This is a genomic window from Paeniglutamicibacter terrestris (genome assembly GCF_012271785.1).
GTDB classification, from domain to species: domain Bacteria; phylum Actinomycetota; class Actinomycetes; order Actinomycetales; family Micrococcaceae; genus Paeniglutamicibacter; species Paeniglutamicibacter terrestris.
In genome coordinates this window covers 1,038,833-1,058,468 of the sequence record NZ_JAAWVT010000001.1, presented here as the reverse complement: position 1 = coordinate 1,058,468, position 19,636 = coordinate 1,038,833, and the positions used below count along the sequence as shown (strand labels likewise).

The window sequence follows — 19,636 nt, the reverse complement described above, 5'->3', positions numbered from 1 at the left end:
CCGGGCCCTACGGGGTTCCGAACCCGGCGTCGGTCAGGACTTTTTGGCCCTCCGTGTCGGTGATCGAGGTGATGAAGGCGTCGGCCAGAACCTTATTTTTGGAAGTGCTCACGGTGGTGATCGGATAGGTGTTCACCGCGGCGGAGGACTCGGGGAATTTGATCCCCTTGGCCTTGTCCCCGGCGGTCTTGATGTCGGTAACGTACACGAGCCCAGCGTCGGCCTCACCGCTTGTCACCTTGCCCATTACGTCGGTGACCGAGGATTCCTCGCTGACCGGTGCCAACGTAATGCCCGCGGATTCCTCGATGGACTTTGTTGCTGCCCCGCACGGTACCTGCGGCGCGCAGATGACCAGCTTGATTCCGGGTTCGGCCAAGTCTGCAAGGGAATTGACCGCGGCAGGGTTGGACGCAGGGACGGCAATTTCCAGAGTGTTGGTGGCGAAGTCGATTGGCGTGTCAGCAATAAGGCCGGCGTCCTGGAGTTTGGACATGTTCTTGGTATCTGCCGATGCAAAGACGTCCGCCGGGGCGCCGGCGGTGAGCTGGGTGACCAGGTCCGCGGAACCGGCGAAGCTTAGTTTGATGGTGGTACCGGGGTGTGCGGCCTCGAATTTCTCGGCCAGGGTGGTGAACGTGGTCTTTAACGAGGCCGCAGCAAAGACAGTAATCTCACCGCTCGGTTCACTGGTGGTGCTGCTTCCCGACGGGGATTGATTGCCCGCGTTGTCGACGGTGCCAGAGGCGCAGCCGGCAAGCCCGAGGATGAGTGCGGTTGCCGTGAGGATCGTGGCCCAGGGGCGGTGATGGATGCTCATATGCCGATCTTTCCCTGCGGGGATTCGATGATGACGGTGGTTGCCTTGACCACTGCGGTGGCGACGGAACCCAGTTCGAGATTCATTTCGCGGGCGGCTTCGCTGCTCATAAGTGAGACGACGCGAAATGGTCCGCACTGCAATTCGACCTGCGCCATGACGGTATCCATGGTGATTCCGGTAACCAGTCCGACAAAACGATTGCGTGCGGAAGAAGTGGTTGATGATGGATCGTCGGGTAGCTGAGCCTGGTCTCTGGCTAGGCGGGCCAGTTCAAGACCGTCAACGGCCAGTCGCCCGGAATCGTCCTTGAGCGGACTGAGGTTTCCGTTTTCTGTCCAGCGCCGGATGGTGTCATCACTGACTCCCAGAAATCGTGCGGCTTCGGCGACTCGAATTTTGGTCATACCCACATAATGCCTCATTTGCGGCTCTTTAGGTGAGTATGAGTCGCAAATTAGATAATTTACGCTTCTCTGGCTGAACTTGAAGTTTGGGCATCATGGTAACAACGGGGCTGCGACGGCTTGCATTGCCGTAAAAAGTGCAACAAGACGCGGCCGGGCGGGATCGGTAATCTTCCTTTGTCAGCACACGGCCGCCACGCGTCTTCTAGTCCTGGAACGCCATGCGCGAGAGCAGTTCGCGTAAGGTCTCCTGTTCGGACTTACTGAGTCGCGCCATGGCCAGAGCTTCGCCCTCGGCGGTTGCCAGGCGTGCCTTCTCGTAGAGCTGCACCCCCAGAGTGGTTCCGGTGATGACCTTGGACCGGCGATCCTGGGGGTCGGCAGTCCGCTCCACGAGGCCGCGTTCTTCCAGCTGGTCAATCAGCGGCACGATCTGACTTGGGTCAAGGGAAAGGAACTCAGCCAGCTCGCGCTGTGTTGGCGCCAGGTTGCTGCAGGCTAGGGACAATACGGAGTACGAGCGGACTTTCAGTCCGAGCGGCTCAAGGAGCTTGTTGGCACGCGATGATCCCAGTGAGCGGGTTCGTGCCGTGAGGAACTCGATGTCCCCTGCCAATTCGCTGGCTAGGAAGCGGTCGACAGTATTCACGGTGGTACCTGGCTTGATCGCCATGGTGTTGCTCCTCGAGATTGATAAGAAACTTAATCGTTGACTTTTTCAAGAGTTTAAGTTGTTATGTATATAACAAGGTTCCCACGAGTAGGTCGGCGGGAGCAATAACTATCCTCGAAGGAGCAGACATGTCGCTGGCTGGAAAAGTTGCAATCGTTACCGGCAGTGGACGCGGACTTGGCCTGAGCTACGCTCAGGAACTCGCGCGCCAGGGGGCCGCAGTGGTCGTCAATGACGTCGATGAGAAGGTGGCAGCCGAGGCTGTCGCCTCAATCACCGAGGCCGGGGGCAAGGCAGTTTCGGTCGTGGCTCCCGTTGGAACTACAGAAACCGCGAAGGCACTTGTCACCTCCGCCGTGGAGAACTTCGGCCGCCTGGATATCCTGGTCACCAACGCCGGGGTGCTTCGCGACAAATCGATCCTGAAGATGACCGACGAGGACTTCGACCTGGTCATCAACGTGCACCTGCGCGGCACCTTCACCTGCGTCCGCGAGGCCTACGGTTACTTCAAGGAAAACAACATCGCCGGGCGCATCATCACCATCGGTTCGCCGACCGGCCAACGCGGCAACTTCGGCCAGACCAATTACGCCGCCGCCAAGGCCGGCATCGTGGGCATGGTGCGCACCTGGGCCATGGAAATGAAGCGAGCCGGCGTCACCGTCAACGCCGTGATCCCGGTTGCGGCCACCGCCATGACCAAAACCGTTCCCTTCTTCGCCAAGGCTGTCGAGGCAGACGAGCGCGGGGAGGCCATGCCGGACTTCTTCCGCAAGGAACTGGGCTTCGGCACCGCCGACGACGTCGCCGGACTCATCGCCTTCCTCGCCACCGAGGAAGCCGGCAACATCACCGGTCAGGCCATCGGCGCCGGCGGGGACCGCCTCCAGCTGTGGAGCCACCCCGAAGCCATCGAGTCGGCATTCAACGACGGCGGGTGGGACTTCGAGACCTTGCAGGAACGCTTCCCGTTTGCCGACATGCAGCAGTCTGTCGGCGAGAAGTTCCCAGAGCTTCCCGCCGAGCTGCAGCCCGAACCGGCAGCCAAGTAGCAAAGGGACCCCGCCGGCAATGAGCATCCGTTACGAATCCAACATCGATCTTGACGCGATCACCGCAATCGACATGCACGTGCACCTCGAGGTCGACGAGTGCGGGCACAAGGCCATGCCCGATGATCTCTTCGAGGCCTCGGCCGCATACTTCAAGTCCGAGGAGCGAACCCCTTCGGTGGACCGCATCGCCGAGGTCTACCGCGAGGCGAAGATGGCAGCCGTGTTGTTCACCGTCGATGCCCGCACCGCGTTGGGTCACGAACCGAACTCGATTGATGACCTGGTGGCAGGGGCGGCACGCAACAGCGACGTGCTGATCCCGTTCGGCTCGGTCGATCCGCGCACCGGCCCGGCCGCGATCATCGAGGCGCGCCGCCAAGCACACGAGCTGGGCGTGCGTGGTTTCAAATTCCATCCCTCGGTGCAGGGCTTTGACCCCTCTTCCGAAGAGTTCTACCCGCTCTGGTCGGCATTGGAGGAACTCGGGCTTCCGTGCATCTTCCACACCGGACAGAACGGTATGGGCGCGGGGCTTCCGGGCGGGCGCGGTATCAAGCTGCGCTACTCCAACCCGCTGCTGCTCGACGATGTTGCGGCGGACTTCCCGGGGCTCACCATCATCATGGCCCACCCCTCGGTCCCGTGGCAGGACGAGGCCAACTCGATCGCCACGCACAAGGCGAATGTGTTCATCGACCTCTCTGGCTGGAGCCCGAAGTACTTCCCTGCCTCCCTGGTGAAGATGAGCAACAACGTGCTATCCCGCAAGGTACTTTTCGGGACCGACTACCCGCTGATCACCCCTGAGAAATGGCTCGGCGCCTTCGCGGAGTTACCGCTCAAGGACGAGGTGCGCCCAATGATCCTCAAGGACAACGCGGCGCGGGTGCTGGGGCTGGACAGGAAATGACCGATTTCTACCCGAGCGACCAATACGGCTTCGCCCGGTTGCTTTCCGCTGCGGAGCGCGCGGCACTGTTGCGCCTGCGCGGCGTGCTCGATGAGCATGTGCGCCCAGTGCTCAACGACCACTGGGAGCGCGGGGAATTTCCCGAGGCGATCATCGAACCGTTGGTTCAGCTGGACATGATGCGTCCGGCCGAGGTTTTGGCCAATGGTGAGTTGGTCCGCGGCCTCTTCGGGGGCTTCAGGAACTTCGAGCTGGCCAGAGTGGACGCCTCGGTCGTCACCTTCTACAACGCCCAGTCCGGGCTGTTTCGCACCACGGTGAACCTTGGCGGCAGCGCCGCCCAGGTCGCCGAACTGGATCCGAAGATCGCCTCCTACGAGTACAAGGGCGTCTTTGCCCTCACCGAGCCGGAGCATGGCTCGGACATCGCCGGGGGACTGGAAACCGAGGCGCGGTTCGAGGAGGACGAGAGCGGCGGTCACTGGGTCATCAACGGAGCCAAACGTTGGATCGGCGGAGCGGCCCAAGCGGACGTCCTGGCGGTCTTCGCCCGTGACACGGCCGACGGAAAGGTCAAGTGCTTCCTAGTGCCCACCGACGCACCGGGCGTGAAGCTAAGCAAGATCGAACGCAAGACCAGTCTACGGATCATGCAGAACGCCGACATCGACTTGGTTGACGTCCTGGTCCCCGCCTCGGCGCGGCTGGCGAACATCAACTCTTTCGCTGACGTCGCCGCCTGCCTGCGTAATATGCGCTCGGACGTCGCCTGGATCGCCGCCGGTGCTTCGGCTGGCGCCTACGAGGCGGCACTGAAGTACGTGTCCGAGCGCCACCAGTTCGGCAAGCCGCTGGCGTCGTTCCAGCTGATCCAGGAAAAGCTCGCCACGATGCTCACCAACGTGACAGCTTCGCTGGCCATGGTGGTCAGCCTGACCCAGGCCCAGGACGAGGGCATCTACAAGGATGAGAACTCGGCCATGGCCAAGATGTTCACCGCGCGGATGCTTCGTGAAACCGCAGCGTTAGCGCGGGAGGTCTGCGGGGGCAACGGCATCGTGCTTGATTACGACGTCGCCCGCTTCCACGCCGACGCCGAAGCCATTTATTCCTATGAGGGCACTGACGAGATCAATGCGTTGATCCTCGGCCGGGCCATCACCGGCATCGGGGCCTTCCGCTAGAAGCTCCCGCGGCACCACCTGTCAGTTTTCAAACATCTCAAAACCAACCACCTCTAAAAGGAGTACCCATCATGGGCCAGACAGTTCTTTCTTACGAGCAGCTCGCAACCGCCGCCGGCACCGACCTCGGGTACAGCGAATTCCGCACCGTCACCCAGGAGCAGGTCAATACGTTTGCGGACGCGACGGATGATCATCAGTGGATCCACACCGACCCGGAAAAGGCCAAGGATGGCCCGTTCGGCGGGCCGATCGCCCACGGCTACCTCTCACTGAGCCTGCAGATCGCCTTCTGGTCCGAGCTCTTTGATGTCACAGGCGTTGGCACGCGCGTCAACTATGGACTAGACAAGGTCCGCTTCCCCTCGCCGGTCCCCGTGGGTGCGCAGATACGCATGAAGGCGCAGATCGCCGAGGTCGAAGAGGTCAAGGGCGGCTACCAGATCGCCGTTGACCAGGTCGTCGAGGTCGAGGGCGCCACAAAGCCAGCCGTCGTTTCCCGTGGGATTTACCGCTTCTACGCGTAGAAGCTATCCCAACGTCCGGGTTCCACTGGGGAGCTCCCGGTTCTGGTCGCATCCTGTACTAGGCCCTGGCGAATATGACGCCATATCCAAGAAGTCATGAACAAAGAATGACAACTATTGATTTTTTCAACGATTGAGTTTAGATTATCTTATGTGGCAGGGGTCACATTACTCGCGGTTGGGGCGTAGGCGCCTAGGCCATCATTTTCACCAAGGAGCACTCATGAAGAAGCGTCTGTCCACCATTCTCGCTGGGGCATCAATCGCGGCACTCGCGCTGACCGGCTGCGGCCAGGGCTCACCCTCCGGTTCCGCCTCCACAGACTCGTCCGCTGCCGGTGGGTCCGAATCCGGCGGACTGACCAAGGTTGTCGTCGGGGTCCTGCCGATCGCTCCGTCGGTCGCCATGCAATACGGAATCGACAAGGGCATCTTTGAAAAGCACGGCCTTGACGTTGAGCTGACCACCAGCTCCGCCGGAGCTGCGATGCTGCCGGCTGTTTCCACCGGCGACCTGAACTTCGCCGTTGGAAACCCGCTCTCGGTACTGACCGCGGTGGACAAGGGCCTGCAGATGAAGATCGTATCGGGCTACTCGAACTCCAAAGCCACGGGTGATGACATCAATGGTGTTGTCGTGCGCGCCGATTCGGGCATCAAGAACTTTGCCGAACTGGCAGGCAAGACCACCTCGGTCAACGCGCTCAAGACCCAGGGTGATTTGACCATCATGGAATCCGCAGCCATTGACGGCGGAGACCCGAGTGCCCTCAAATTCTCCGAGATGCCCTTCCCCGATATGGAAGCCCAGCTGGAACGCAAAAACATGGACGCTATCTGGTTGCCCGAACCGTTCCTCTCCAAGGCTTTGGCCAACCCCGAGAACAAACTGATCGGTTACCCGAACCAGAAAGCCATCCCCGGCCTACCGACCATGGTCAGTTTCACCAGCGGCAAATTCGCCGAGGAAAAGCCTGAGGTCGTCGCAGATTTCAAGGCAGCAATGACAGAAACCCTTGCCGCTGCCGAAGGCGACCAGGCCGGAGCGAAGGCGCTGTTGCCGACATTCATGAAGATGGACGCCAAGGTTGCGGAGAATCTGAAGATGGAGACCTGGGACGGCGCGGTACCGGCCGAACAGCTGACCAAGCTATCGGAACTCGCGGCCAAGCACACGTTCCTCTCAAAAGCTCCGGACATCGCTGCCCTGACCGTCAAGTAGTCCCTAGAACAATGTACGAAGCAGGTGTGCCGGCCGCCCGGCCGGCACACGGGAAAGGTACCCATGCATAACCAAGGGCTCGGTGGTTGGATCCACAAGCGACGCATCAAGTCGCAGGACCGCGCGGCCATCATTGAGGGCGAGTTATCCCTCAGCTATGCGCAGTTGGCGACCCGCATCAACAAGTTGGCCAACGCACTGCGCGCATTGAATGTGCAAAAGGGAAGCCGTGTGGCCTACCTGGGCAACAACCACTCCGCCTTCCTCGAAACGCTCTTTGCCTGTGGAGGCATTGGTGCCATCTTCGTTCCGCTGAACACCCGGCTGACACCGCGGGAACTGAACTATGCTCTGGTTGACTCCGGTAGTACCGTGCTGATTAACCCGGTCTCACTTGATGACGTGGCCCAGGCCGCCAAGGGTGAAAGCTCCGTCGAGCACCATCTGGTGCTCGACGACACACCGGGTGTCGACTCGGCTTATGAACGCGCCCTGACGGGAGCGGATGCCGAATATCTGGACGTTTCGGTCGACCACGAAGACCCCGCCATCATCCTGTACACCTCTGGAACCACCGGCAGGCCTAAGGGTGCGGTGCTGACGCACGGGAACATGACCTGGAATTCGCTCAATGTGCTGGTCGACTACGACGTGACCAGCGATGCGAAGGCCCTGCTGATCGCGCCGATGTTCCATGTCGCCTCGCTAGGCATGGGCGCGCTCCCGACCTTGCTCAAGGGCGGGACCCTGGTGCTTCAGGACAGGTTCGAGCCCTCCGCGGTGCTCGGGGCGATCGAACGCCATTCGATCACCTCGCTCTCCGGGGTTCCCACCACCTACCAGATGCTGGCCGAACACCCGGCTTGGGCCACTACTGACATTTCCTCGCTGCGTATGCTGACCTGTGGCGGGTCCGCTGTCCCGCTGCGCGTGCTCGAGGCGTACGAGCAGCGCGGACTGGGGTTCTCGGGCGGCTACGGACTGACCGAAACCGCCCCTGGTGCCACCTCGCTGCAGGCCGAACGTTCCCGATCCAAGGCAGGTTCGGCCGGACTCGCGCACTTCTTTACCGACGTGATGATCGTTGATCCCTCGGGGGCCGAACAGCCGGTCGGCGAAACCGGCGAGATCCTGATCTCGGGCCCCAACGTCATCAAGGAATATTGGAAACTTCCGGAGGCCAGCGAGGCGGCCTTCATCGACGGACACTGGTTCCGCTCCGGGGACATGGGGCACCTTGATGCCGAAGGCTTCCTCTTCATTTCCGACAGGCTCAAGGACATGATCATTTCGGGCGGGGAAAACATCTATCCGGCCGAGGTGGAGCAGGCCATCATGGAGCTCGACGGGGTGGCATCGGTGGCAGTTATCGGTGTCCCGGACGAGAAATGGGGTGAGGTACCGCGGGCCATTGTGGTCCCAATGGAAGGTAAGGACATCACCGAAAAGGAAATCCAGGAACATCTGGACGGACGCCTGGCTAGATACAAGATTCCCCGCACGGTGGTGCTCACCGACGACTTCCCACGCACCGCTAGCGGCAAGATCCGTAAGACCGATCTGCGCAAGACCTTCGGCGGATCCACACCGTCGGCACATATCCCTTAAGGACACCGAAACCTCATGAAGAATAAACTCACACTCGCAGTGGCAGCATTGGGAATTTTCGCGTTGAGCGCCTGCGGCTCGGGCTCGCCCAGCGGTGGGGCCGCTGATTCCGCAGGGGCATCAGGTGCCGCGGGCCTAGAAAAGATCACGGTGGGCGTCATCCCGATCGTGGATACCGCGCCGATCTTCCTGGGTGACTCCAAGGGCTTCTTCAAGGACGAGGGGCTGGACCTAGACATTCAGACCGCCACCGGCGGCTCGGCCATCGTCCCGGGAATTCAATCCGGCAGCTACGATTTCGCCTTCTCCAACTACGTCTCACTCATGGTCGCCAACGATAAGGGCCTGAGCATGAAGGTTGTCGCCAACGGCGTCACCACCTCGGGGAACAAAGACGGGGACTTCGGAGCCGTGGTCGTCTCCAAGGACTCACCGATCAAGTCTCCGAAGGACCTGGCCGGTAAGAAGGTCTCGGTCAATAACCTCTCCAACATCGGTGACATTACCGTTTCTCAGGTCGTCAAGGACGATGGCGGGGATGCGAGCACCGTCAACTTTGTTGAGGTGCCATTCCCGGAGGCACCTGCGGCCCTGGAAAAGGGAATCGTTGATGCTGCCTGGATCCTTGACCCCTTCTTGGTTCAGGCGAAGGGCGACGGTGCCCGCGTCGTCAGCAACAACTTCTCCGATTTTGATCCGGAGCTCGATATCGCCGGCTACTTCACCACTTCGGCAAAGGTCGCCGCCGAGCCCGAGCTGACAGCCAAGTTCCAGCGTGCCATGAACAAGTCGCTGGAATACGCTAACGAGAACCCGCAGGAAGTTCGCGACATCGTGGGCACCTATACGAAGATCGAAGCGGATACCCGGGCCAAGATCGTGCTGCCGCGCTACCGCGTGGACATCAACACCGAAGCCGCTCAGAAGCTCGGTGACGCAGCCCAGGAGTTCGGTGCGATCACCAAACCCGTTGACCTCGAAGCTCTGCTGCCATGACCACTCAAGCTACTGGAGGAGTCACGCGCGCCTCGGTGAAGGCCAAGGCGAGCCGGCCGGCGTCCAAGGGATGGCCGAAGTGGGTGTTGGGTTTGATTGGCATCGTGGTGTTCCTGGGACTGTGGGAGCTCATGCCGGTCGTTGGTCTGGTGCAGGCGAAGTACCTGCCACCGGCCTCCGAAGTCATCGCAGCGTTGATTCTCGACTTGGGCCTCACCGCGTTTTGGGTCGCGGTCTGGGACACCATGCTGGCGTGGCTCATTGGTTTGGTCATTGCCGTGGTTGCTGCGTTGGTGCTGGGTCTGGTCATTGGGATGTCGCCCTTCTTGCGCCATTTGACGAACTCGAGCATCGAGTTCTTGCGTCCGATTCCCTCGGTCGCGTTGATCCCGCTGGCGGTGCTGCTCTTTGGCATCAAGCTCGAGTCTTCGCTGCTGCTGATCGTGTATGCCTGCTTCTGGCAGGTGTTGATCCAGGTGCTCTACGGGGTGGCGGACGTGGATAACGTGGCGATGCAGACGGCCCGCTCCTACGGGTTCTCCTATGTGCAGCGGGTGCGCGATGTCGTGTTCCCCACGATGCTGCCGTATTTGATGACCGGTATCCGACTGGCCGCCTCGGTGGCGTTGATCTTGGCGATCACCGCGGAACTGCTGATTGGTTCTCCGGGATTAGGTAAGGAGATCGCTTTGGCGCAGTCCGGTGGCGCGATTTCCGGGATGTATGCGTTGATCTTGGCGACCGGATTCTTGGGTGTTGGTATCAATGCCGTGACGCGCATTGTTGAGAAGCGGGTGCTGTCCTGGCATCCGTCGGTTCGCGGGGAGGCGACGGTATGAAAACCCTGAAATCTGTTGGTTTCCTTCTGGGCTTGCCGATTATTTTGTTGCTCTGGTGGTGGCTGGCCACCTCCGGTGCCCCGAACTTCTTTGTTCCTACGCCGGCCAAGCTGTTGACGACGTTTGTGGAGACGTGGATCGGTGAACGACTGATCACCGATGTGTTGCCCAGCATCATGCGGTTGGTTGTTGGTGTGCTCGCCGCGATTGTACTGGGCATTGTCTTAGGGTTGGCGGTGGGTTTGAACCGCACCATGCGTGCGGTGACTGAGCCGGTGTTCGAGTTCTTCCGGGCGTTGCCGCCTCCGGTGTTGGTTCCGGTGTTGATGCTTTTGGTGGGCATCAACGACGGGATGAAGATCGCCGTGATTATTTCCGGCTGCATCTGGCCGGTGCTGTTGAACACCATCGAGGGTGTGCGTTCCATTGACCCGGTGCAGAATGAGACCTCTCGTTCTTATGGGATCTCTGGGTTTGCTCGGATCCGTTATCAGATCCTGCCCTCGGCGACCCCGACGATCATGGCCGGTGTGCGCCAGGCGTTGTCGATTGGGTTGATCCTGATGGTCATCTCCGAGATGTTTGCCTCGTCCTCCGGGCTGGGCTTCACGATTGTGCAGTTCCAGCGGTCCTTCGCGGTCCCCGAAATGTGGTCCGGCATCGTGGTCCTCGGTTTGATCGGTGTGGCCTTGTCCTTTATTTTCCAAGCGGTTGAGCGGCGCGTGTTGCGTTGGTACCACGGCCTGAAAGAGGTTGAAAATGCTGTCTAACAACCCCACGTCCCATGCTGGTGGGCGTACCTTGCCCGAGGGTGAGGCCTTGCTTTCGGTGCGGAACTTGAAGAAGGTTTATCACACGGATGCCGGTGACATTGAGGCGGTGCGTAACCTGACCTTCGATTTGGGTCGTGGCGAGTTGGTGTGTTTGGTCGGGCCCTCCGGTTCGGGCAAGACGACGCTGCTCAAGTGCATTGCCGGGCTGCTGAATTCCACCTCCGGAGAGGTGCGCCTTGACGGGCAGGTCATCACTGGTCCTCCGAAGAAGATGGCGGTGGTGTTCCAGGAATATGGGCGCTCGCTCTTCCCGTGGTTGCGGGTGGCGGAGAATGTGGAGTTGCCGTTGAAGAATGCGGGGGTTCCCAAGGAGGAACGCAAGCGTTTAGTGCAGGAGGCGCTCGAGGCCGTGGGCTTGGCGCACGTGCCCAAGTCTTATCCGTGGCAGCTTTCCGGTGGTATGCAGCAGCGTGTGGCGATTGCTCGGGCGGTGGCGTACCAGCCAGAGGTGTTGCTGATGGATGAGCCCTTCGCCGCGGTTGATGCGCAGACTCGTGCGGACCTCGAGGACTTGATCCGCAGCGTGTGGAAGAAGCTGGGCGTGACGGTCCTGTTTGTCACCCACGACATCGACGAGTCGATTTATTTGGGGGAGCGGGTGATCATTCTGTCTTCCTCGCCGACGATTGTGCAGGAGGACATCTTGATTGATCTGCCGGCCGAGCGTGATCAGTTGGAGACTCGGTCGTTGCCGCGCTTCACCGAGTTGCGGCACCATGTGTATGCGGAGATTCAGAAGGCGAAGCAGGGGCACCGCCCCGAAGAAGCCATCACCATGGTCGCCAAATAGCAAGAAACGCAATTCCCGGTGGGGCGCTGTTTGCCCGACATCCCGTTCACCCGGGCATGTCGGGCAGGCAGCGTCTTTGGCGCTTAATGCGAGGAGCGCGGCTCCTGCCTGGTTTCAGTCGTTGAGTCGGTCAATCAGGGTGAGTCCGCGCTTGGCCCAAGCGATTTCGGCTTCGGCCTGGGACATAAGGCCCTCATAGGTGAAGAGCTTGTACGCGCGGGTTTTTTCTTGGTCCGCTGCCGAAGTGTGGGCCAGCCGGCGATTGAGCATGGTGCTGGTGCCGTCCTCGATTTCTTTCACTGTCTCCCGCCATTGTTCGAGCAGTCCTGCGTGGTGGTCGATGTGTGCCCGTAGCTGTTCGCGGGCGGCTTCGGGTTCAGCCCATTCTAGGTAGGCCGCCTTGAGGTGGGCGGGGTCGCGGGTGCGTGCATATTCCAGTGGGGTGTTCATCCAAGACGTGAACGCCTCCCGGCCGGCAGCAGTGACGTGATATTGGCGCTTGGTGCCGCGCGGTCCCCAGGGGATGTCTTCGCCCTCAAGTAACCCGTTGGCCTCCATGCGCTTGAGAGCCGGATAGATCTGCGAATCGGGGGCATGCCAGACATGCCCAACTGAGGACTCGAATTTCTTGTGCAGGTCGTATCCGGTCATGGGCTCGACAACGAGCAGGGCCAGTAATGCGTTGGGAAGACTCATGGCAACTTTCCGATACTTAGGTGTTGCAAATCACTATATCGGTAGTTAGTCTGTAACGAACGCAACTAACTATGTCGATAGGTAGTTAGCTACCGCATCGAAAGGAAAGTCCCATGACAGTCGTCTCTGCGACCAGCTCCACCACCAACAAGGTCCTGCCCCACCCGCTGAACGCTTGGTACGTTGCTGCTTGGGACCATGAGGTGACGCGCAAACCGATGTCTCGCCGCATTGCCAACCGCCCGGTGGCTCTTTACCGCACCGAAGACGGAAATGCCGTGGCGCTGGCCGATGCTTGTTGGCACCGCTTGGCCCCGCTGTCGATGGGAAAGACCTTGGAGAAGGACACCATCCAGTGCCCTTACCACGGCATCATCTACAACTCGGCAGGCCGCTGCGTCTCCATGCCTGCCCAGGAAACCATCAATCCGTCCGCCACGGTTCCTTCGTTCCCCATCGTGGAGCGCTACCGCTACGTGTGGATCTGGATGGGTGACCCGACGCTGGCGGACCCGGACCTGATCCCGGACATGAGCCAGATGTCCAGCGATGAATGGGCAGGAGATGGGTTGACCATTCACGCCGCCTGCAATTTCCAGCTGGTGCTGGATAACCTCATGGACCTGACCCACGAGGAATTTGTCCATTCCTCCACCATCGGCCAGGAAGAGCTCAGCGAGTCCGACTTCGTCACCGTCCGAGAGGGCAACAAAGTGACGGTCACCCGCTGGATGCACAACATCGACGCCCCACCGTTCTGGCTCAAGAACATGCGGGACAAATTCCCAGGCTTCGAGGGCAAGGTCGACCGCTGGCAGATCATCAACTTCGAGGCCCCCTCCACCATCAACATCGATGTGGGCGTGGCCAAGGCGGGAACCGGTGCGCCGGAGGGTGACCGCAGCCAGGGAGTTAACGGCTTCGTCATGAACACCATCACCCCGGAAACCGATCGCTCCTCCCATTACTTCTGGGCCTTCATGCGTAACTACGCCCTGGACAGCCAGCTGATCACCACCCAGCTGCGCGACGGGGTGCACGGCGTCTTCGGTGAAGACGAGGAAATGCTCATGGCCCAGCAGGCAGCCATCGACGCCAACCCCGACTACGAGTTCTACAACCTGAACATCGACGCCGGAGGCCTGTGGGTACGCCGCATCCTCGAATCCATGCTGGCGGCCGAGGGCCGTCTGACTCCTTCCGCCTAAGCGCGGTTAGTGCCCCGGACAATCAAGGAAAACGGACAGAATCCCCATGGCAGCAACAAATATTGAAACCTGGCAGTCGGCCACCGTCATCGAGGTTATTCCGGTGGCCGAGGCCATCGCCCGCATCGTCCTGGAGCCTTCCCTGCCGATCAAGGCGGAACCGGGTTCCCACATTGACCTGATGGTCCAGATTAACGGGGAATCGGTCAAGCGCTCGTACTCGGTGGTTGAGGCCGCTGCTGACGGAACTCGGCTGGTGATCAGCGTGATGAAGGCGCCGCTCTCGCGCGGCGGCTCGATCTTCATGCACTCTCTCGTCCCCGGAACACGACTGGAAATCACCCAGCCGCTGCAGAACTTTCCGCTGCGCGTCGGTGCTCAGCGCTACATCCTGCTGGCCGGCGGCATCGGCATTACCGCCATCGCGAACATGGCAGTCGTACTCAAGCGACTGAAGGCCGACTACACGCTGGTCTATGTGGGGCGCAGCCGCGAGGCCATGGCCTATCTGGGCGAGCTGGAAAAACTACACGGGGACCGGCTTGAGGTTCACATCGATAACGAGGGATCCTCCCTGAAGGTCCCCGAGCTGGTGGGCCGCGCGGATACCGGCACCGAGCTGTACATGTGTGGCCCTATCCGGCTGATGGACGCGGTGCGCCGCGGCTGGGTTGAGCGCGAGCTGGATCTGCCGAACCTGCGCTACGAAACCTTCGGCAACAGCGGCTGGTATGACCCCGAAGAATTCATCGTGCGCGTCCCAAAGCTGAACTTGGAGGTCACCGTTCCGCAGGGCCGCTCCATGCTTGAGGCCCTCGAAGACGCCGGGGCAGAAATGATGTTCCACTGCCGCAAGGGTGAATGCGGACTCTGCGAGGTACGGGTCATTGAACTGGCCGGAACCATTGACCACCGCGACGTGTTCTATTCCGAACGCCAGCAGCGCCTCTCGACCAAGATGAACTGCTGCGTCTCGCGCGCGGTCACCTCCGCCACCGGTGCCAAGGCCGATGCTGCGCACACGGGGCCCGCGATCATCACCATCGAACCAAACTAGGCTCCATCGACCGAGCGACAACTCACCCCCGCGAGCTTCACGCCGAGGCCTCGAAGGGTGATTTGTCGAGCCCAAAAAACGGAAGAAAAACACCATGAACATCAGAGACCGCATCGACGCCTCGCCCATGTCACCCTTCCAATGGGTGGTCGTTGGCGTCTGCACCTTCCTCAACGCGCTGGACGGGTTCGACGTGCTGGCCATGGCCTTCACCGCCAACCGGGTTTCCACCGAATTTGGGCTCAGCGGCTCCCAGCTCGGTGTTCTGCTCAGTGCCGGACTGCTCGGCATGGCCGCCGGATCCCTGTTCCTAGCCCCCTTCGCCGATGTCTTCGGGCGCCGCCCGATGCTGCTGTTCACCACCGGGCTGGCCGCGGCGGGCATGTTCCTGTCCTCCACCGCGCACTCGGTGACCGAGCTGGGGTTGTGGCGAGTGGTCACCGGACTGGGCGTGGGCGGCATCCTGGCCTGCACCAACGTGATCACCAGCGAATACTCCAACAAACGCTGGCGCGGTATGGCCGTGAGCATCTACACCGCCGGTTATGGCGTCGGCGCCACGTTGGGAGGCATGGCAGCGGTCTCGCTGCAGGCCAGCTATGGCTGGCGTGCAGTCTTCGTCTTTGGCGGCATCACCACCACCGTCGCCTTCCTGCTGTTGCTGGCGGTGGTGCCCGAATCCGTTGACTTCCTGGTGACCAAGCGGCCCCCGCGTGCCGAGAAGCGACTTGCTGCCCTAGTGCTCAAGCTTCGTCTGGGTGCTGACACGGTTCTACTGCCCGAGGTGGATGGTCGTACCCCGGTGCGCGGCGTCAAGGGACAACAGCTCACTGCCCTGTTCGCCCCGTCCAATCGCCGCGCCACCACGCTGATTTGGGTGGCATTTTTCGCCACGATGTTCGGCTTCTACTTCGTCAACAGCTGGACTCCGAAGCTTTTGGTCACCGCGGGCATGAGCGAAAGCCAGGGTGTGATCGGAGGGCTCATGCTCACCCTGGGCGGCACCTTCGGATCCTTGCTCTTTGGGGTGCTGACCACCAAGTGGCAGGCGCGCAAGGTGCTGCTCGTCTTCACTGTGCTCTCCTCGATCACCATGGTGGTGTTCATTTCGGCCGTTGGCATCCTGGCGCTCGCGTTTGCCATGGGCATTGTGGTGGGCATGCTCATCAACGGTTGCATCGCCGGCCTGTACACGTTGGCACCGGCTTCTTATGCTCCGCAAACCCGCGGCACCGGAGTCGGTTGGGCGATCGGCATCGGACGCTTCGGTGCGATCCTCGCCCCGCTGGCGGCCGGCTCCCTGTTGGATGCCTCGTGGACGCCCGGCCAGTTGTATCTCGGCGTGGGTGTTGTGGTGCTGGTGGCGGCCATCGCCGTCGGATTCATGCGCTCACCAAAGGGCATCATTCCGGGTGTTTCAGCCGATATGCACGCACATGAAACCACCGGCAGTCACGGTCAGTAGGAGGCATATCCGAGACACATGGACAATAGGAGCTGGTCGAATATGTCAGGATCCCGCGTCGCTTCGGCGACGGGAATTGGCCCAAGGGTCAGTTTTCCGCGGCCGGGCCCAACGCCCGAGCGATGCCACGCGCCGCGGTCCGCAACGCCATGACGGCCGCCGGCAAAAGGTCGGATCCGAGGGGGACCACCACGGACAGAACAGCCGAAGCGTAGCCCCGGTCATCGAGGATCGGAACAGCGGCTCCGGTGGTGCTGGTGTCGATGAAGCCGTCGAAGGTTGCGTATCCGTTGCGGCGAATCTGGGCCAGTTCATGGCGCAGCTTCGGATGCTGAGTCAGCATGGTCTCCCCGTGGCGTTCTAGATATCCCTCCAACACGTTGGTGGGGGAGTAGGCCAGCAGCGCCATGCCCATGGAGGTCAGGTGCACCGGCATACGCCCGGCAACATTGGCCTGATTGATGACGGAGCCGGGGCGGGAGAGACGCTCGATGACCAGCACATCATCCTCGTGCAGCACCGCCAGCTGGGTGTTTTGCCCCACCAGCTGGTTGATGTCTTCCATGAAAGGAAGTGCTGCCTGTCGCAGGTTGAGGGTGGAGGCGCTGCGGTTGGCCAATTCCCACAACCGCAAGCCGAGGCGCACCTGCCCGTCGGCATCGCGCGCCAGCAGTCCGTGGGACACCAGATTCTCCAGCAGTCGGTACGTGGTCGCGCGCGGAACATCGGCTCGGCGGGCCAAGGCATTGACCGTCAGCGTGGGATTCTGCGCGTCAAAGGCGTCTAAGATCCGCACCAGGCGGTCGAGCATCGAGTCCCCGCTCGGAGAATTTGCCATGAAATTCATCTTAGTTGAGTCGACTGGTTGCCGGAGTTCCGCCGCTGCCGCGCGGGCACCGGGTGCGGGCCCAGTCGCCACAAAAGTTGTCGGATTTCGTGGCTACGGGCCTACGATGAGGAGGCAAACGCAACAGGTGTACCCGACATGCGAACCTCGATGTGCGGGCTAACCGGGGCGCTAGCGGTCTCCGACGAGGGCGGCCGCGATGTGTAGGTGTCGAGCGAAGGAGAATGATGTGACCGACGGTGACGACGCACAAAAAGCGAAACACGAAGACCTTTTGGCGATGGTGAAACGCGGGCGCAGCGGGGCGATCGAACCTCCCAAGCCCAAGAGCTCCGAGGAGAACCGGGCTCCGATCTCCAGCAGCGAGCTGAGCAAGGCTCCTGCCGAACTGGCCGAGGACAGTGGCCCCCGGGTCAGGTGGCGCGTCTTCATTATTTCCGCGGCCATCGTGTTGGCCTTCTCCATCTGGGCCATGCTCGCGCCGACGCAGGCAGAAAACACCATGCACTCGGTGGTCACCTGGATCGCGATCAACCTCGGCTGGTACTACGTCCTGACTATCACCGTCGTGATCCTCTTTGTCCTCTGGGTGGCCTTCTCTAAGGAGGGCGGAGTACGACTGGGGCCGGATCATTCCCGCCCGCAGTACAACCTCTTCACCTGGGTCGCGATGCTTTTTGCCGCGGGTGTGGGCATCGATATGCTCTTCTACTCGGTGACCGGACCGATCACCCAATACATCACCCCGCCGTCGGCAACGCCCGAATCTGCCGCGGCCGCCCAAGACGCAGTGGTCTGGACGATGTTCCATTACGGTATTGCTGGCTGGTCCCTCTACGCGCTGCTGGGCATGGCGATGGGCTACTTCGCCTACCGCTGGGGCATGCCATTGTCGATCCGAGCCGTCCTCTATCCCTTGTTGGGCAAGCGGGTGCGTGGGGCGACGGGAGATGTCATTGACATCTTTGCCCTCGTGGGAACCGTCTTCGGGGTGGCAACCTCGATGGGTATCGGCGTGGTGCTGCTCAACGTCGGTTTCGCCTGGCTCTTCGGCTTCGAAGAAGGCCTAGCGCTGCAAATCGCGCTGGTGCTGGTGGCTGTGATCATGACCGTTGCCGCCTGCGTCTCGGGAATCGATAAGGGCATCAGGCTGATTTCCGAGCTCAACTTGTGGTGCGCCGGAGCCATGATGGTCTACATCCTCTTCGCCGGCGATACCGCGTTCCTGCTTAACGCGATGATCGAAAATATCGGCCGTTTCATCTTCACGCTGCCCGAGCGCACGTTGGCGACCTTCGCCTATGAGGCCGACGGTGCCGCGTGGATGGGCAGTTGGACCCTCTTCTTCTGGGCCTTCTGGATGGCCTGGGGCCCCTTTGTTGGGCTCTTCTTGGCGCGAATCTCACGTGGGCGGACGCTGCGCGAATTTGTTATCGCGGCCATCACCGCACCGGTGCTCTGCGACTTCTTCATCGTCTCGATCTTTGGCAACAGTGCCATGCGCGAGGTGCTGGATGGCAACTCGGGCTTTGCCCAACAGGCCATCGATTCTCCCGAACACGGCTGGTATGCGCTACTGGAGATGTTCCCCGGCGCACCGTTCCTGATCGGCCTGGCCACCCTGTCCGGCCTGCTGTTCTACCTGACCAGTGCCAACTCCGGTGCGATGGTGATGTCCAACTTCTCCTCCTCAATCCCGGATCCGTCGGTGGACGGCGCCAAGTGGCTGCGCATCTTCTGGGCGCTGGTTACCGCCGTGGTCACGGTGGCCATGCTGGTGGCCGGAGGCGTGACAACAATGGAGTACGCAACGCTGATCTTCGCCCTGCCGGTCACGGTGATCGCCTACCTGGTCATGGCCTCCTTCGCGAAGGTGCTGCGGATGGAGCGGGCCGAACGCGAGGGCCAGGTGCTGCGCCGCAGGTCGGTGGCCGCGCACGGCGGATCCGCTCCGGAGAAGACCTGGCGCCAGCGGTTGGCACACCTGCGGGCCTACCCGTCGAACAAATCGGTGGCCCAATTTGTGGACAAGGTCGTGCACCCGGCCCTCGCTGAGGTGACGCAGGAATTCACCACGCTCGGTTATGACTCGATGCTCACCAGCGCACCCAATGCCGAGACCGGAATTGATGAGCACACCCTGGTGGTCACCATGGAAGGCCAACGCAATTTCCACTACCAGGTGGCCGCGGTCGAAGCTCCGGTGCCGATGTTCGGTGCCCGCAGCATGTCACGAGAAATCGACGTGTACTTCCGGCTCGAGGTGTTTACCCTCACCGGCACGGAGGGTTATGACCTCATGGGGCTGAGCCAGCAGCAGGTCATCAACGACGTTCTGGATCGCTTTGAGGCGCATCTGTCGTTCCTGCAGTACTCATCCGAGCACGACTTGGCCTCCACGATCACTCCGCCAGCACCGGCCACCGGCACGCTCCCACTGGTACCCGAGAATTCCGATGCCCAGGATTCTAAGGGCACGATCTAGCACCGGTTTCC

The 19,636-nt window shown here is 61.2% G+C and carries 19 protein-coding genes; 14 read left to right on the top strand and 5 right to left on the bottom strand.

Annotated features, from left to right (window positions below; all coding sequences use genetic code 11):
- Positions 1-7: 7 nt before the first annotated feature.
- The 3 genes from modA to HED64_RS04655 form a co-directional block, all read right to left on the bottom strand.
- Positions 8-820: a molybdate ABC transporter substrate-binding protein gene (modA, locus tag HED64_RS04665; protein WP_168150884.1), complete on the bottom strand. Its 813-nt coding sequence runs from the start codon at positions 818-820 to the stop codon at positions 8-10.
- Positions 817-1,227: a TOBE domain-containing protein gene (locus tag HED64_RS04660; protein WP_168150883.1), complete on the bottom strand. Its 411-nt coding sequence runs from the start codon at positions 1,225-1,227 to the stop codon at positions 817-819. The genes modA and HED64_RS04660 overlap by 4 nt, the downstream gene beginning before the upstream one ends.
- Before the next feature lie 205 nt (positions 1,228-1,432).
- Positions 1,433-1,900, bottom strand: a complete 468-nt coding sequence (locus HED64_RS04655) for a MarR family winged helix-turn-helix transcriptional regulator (protein WP_168150882.1) — start codon at positions 1,898-1,900, stop codon at positions 1,433-1,435.
- 128 nt (positions 1,901-2,028) lie between these two features.
- Here HED64_RS04655 and HED64_RS04650 point away from each other — a divergent pair, with 128 nt between their 5' ends.
- From HED64_RS04650 to HED64_RS04605, 10 genes are all read left to right on the top strand, one after another.
- Complete coding sequence (locus HED64_RS04650; protein WP_168150881.1) at positions 2,029-2,955, top strand: SDR family NAD(P)-dependent oxidoreductase; 927 nt, start codon at positions 2,029-2,031, stop codon at positions 2,953-2,955.
- Between the two features lie 19 nt (positions 2,956-2,974).
- Positions 2,975-3,868, top strand: a complete 894-nt coding sequence (locus HED64_RS04645; RefSeq protein WP_168150880.1) for an amidohydrolase family protein — start codon at positions 2,975-2,977, stop codon at positions 3,866-3,868.
- The gene (locus tag HED64_RS04640) at positions 3,865-5,052 is read left to right on the top strand and encodes an acyl-CoA dehydrogenase family protein (RefSeq protein WP_168150879.1); all 1,188 of its coding nucleotides are present in this window, start codon (positions 3,865-3,867) and stop codon (positions 5,050-5,052) included. The genes HED64_RS04645 and HED64_RS04640 overlap by 4 nt, the downstream gene beginning before the upstream one ends.
- A 71-nt stretch (positions 5,053-5,123) precedes the next feature.
- Positions 5,124-5,579, top strand: a complete 456-nt coding sequence (locus tag HED64_RS04635; protein ID WP_168150878.1) for a MaoC family dehydratase — start codon at positions 5,124-5,126, stop codon at positions 5,577-5,579.
- A 223-nt stretch (positions 5,580-5,802) separates the two neighbouring features.
- Complete coding sequence (locus HED64_RS04630) at positions 5,803-6,801, top strand: ABC transporter substrate-binding protein (protein WP_168150877.1); 999 nt, start codon at positions 5,803-5,805, stop codon at positions 6,799-6,801.
- A gap of 63 nt (positions 6,802-6,864) precedes the next feature.
- Entirely contained in the window at positions 6,865-8,409 is a 1,545-nt protein-coding gene (locus HED64_RS04625; RefSeq protein ID WP_168150876.1) for an acyl-CoA synthetase, read from the top strand.
- Positions 8,410-8,424: 15 nt separating this feature from the next.
- Positions 8,425-9,405 carry an ABC transporter substrate-binding protein gene (locus HED64_RS04620; RefSeq protein WP_168150875.1) on the top strand — a complete coding sequence of 327 codons (981 nt, stop codon included), beginning with the start codon at positions 8,425-8,427 and terminating at the stop codon, positions 9,403-9,405.
- Complete coding sequence (locus HED64_RS04615) at positions 9,402-10,244, top strand: ABC transporter permease (protein ID WP_168150874.1); 843 nt, start codon at positions 9,402-9,404, stop codon at positions 10,242-10,244. Before HED64_RS04620 ends, HED64_RS04615 begins: the two co-directional genes overlap by 4 nt.
- Positions 10,241-11,014 carry an ABC transporter permease gene (locus tag HED64_RS04610; RefSeq protein ID WP_168150873.1) on the top strand — a complete coding sequence of 258 codons (774 nt, stop codon included), beginning with the start codon at positions 10,241-10,243 and terminating at the stop codon, positions 11,012-11,014. The genes HED64_RS04615 and HED64_RS04610 overlap by 4 nt, the downstream gene beginning before the upstream one ends.
- Positions 11,004-11,867, top strand: a complete 864-nt coding sequence (locus HED64_RS04605; protein ID WP_168150872.1) for an ABC transporter ATP-binding protein — start codon at positions 11,004-11,006, stop codon at positions 11,865-11,867. The genes HED64_RS04610 and HED64_RS04605 overlap by 11 nt, the downstream gene beginning before the upstream one ends.
- 114 nt (positions 11,868-11,981) lie before the next feature.
- Here HED64_RS04605 and HED64_RS04600 read toward each other — a convergent pair whose 3' ends face one another.
- Positions 11,982-12,563 (bottom strand): PadR family transcriptional regulator, encoded by a 582-nt coding sequence (locus HED64_RS04600; protein ID WP_168150871.1) that lies wholly within the window; start codon positions 12,561-12,563, stop codon positions 11,982-11,984.
- Positions 12,564-12,676: 113 nt separating this feature from the next.
- Here HED64_RS04600 and HED64_RS04595 point away from each other — a divergent pair, with 113 nt between their 5' ends.
- The 3 genes from HED64_RS04595 (at position 12,677) to HED64_RS04585 (ending at position 16,293) form a co-directional block, all read left to right on the top strand.
- Positions 12,677-13,771 carry an aromatic ring-hydroxylating oxygenase subunit alpha gene (locus tag HED64_RS04595; RefSeq protein WP_132360458.1) on the top strand — a complete coding sequence of 365 codons (1,095 nt, stop codon included), beginning with the start codon at positions 12,677-12,679 and terminating at the stop codon, positions 13,769-13,771.
- Between the two features lie 46 nt (positions 13,772-13,817).
- Positions 13,818-14,828, top strand: coding sequence for a PDR/VanB family oxidoreductase (locus HED64_RS04590; protein WP_168150870.1), 1,011 nt, complete (start codon positions 13,818-13,820; stop codon positions 14,826-14,828).
- Between the two features lie 94 nt (positions 14,829-14,922).
- The gene (locus tag HED64_RS04585; RefSeq protein WP_168150869.1) at positions 14,923-16,293 is read left to right on the top strand and encodes an MFS transporter; all 1,371 of its coding nucleotides are present in this window, start codon (positions 14,923-14,925) and stop codon (positions 16,291-16,293) included.
- Between the two features lie 88 nt (positions 16,294-16,381).
- On the opposite strand, the gene HED64_RS04580 is transcribed toward HED64_RS04585, so the two are convergent.
- Positions 16,382-17,131: an IclR family transcriptional regulator gene (locus HED64_RS04580; RefSeq protein ID WP_168150868.1), complete on the bottom strand. Its 750-nt coding sequence runs from the start codon at positions 17,129-17,131 to the stop codon at positions 16,382-16,384.
- Between the two features lie 289 nt (positions 17,132-17,420).
- On the opposite strand from HED64_RS04580, the gene betT reads away from it, so the two are divergent.
- Complete coding sequence (betT, locus tag HED64_RS04575) at positions 17,421-19,625, top strand: choline BCCT transporter BetT (RefSeq protein WP_168151139.1); 2,205 nt, start codon at positions 17,421-17,423, stop codon at positions 19,623-19,625.
- The last annotated feature ends 11 nt before the right edge of the window (positions 19,626-19,636 follow it).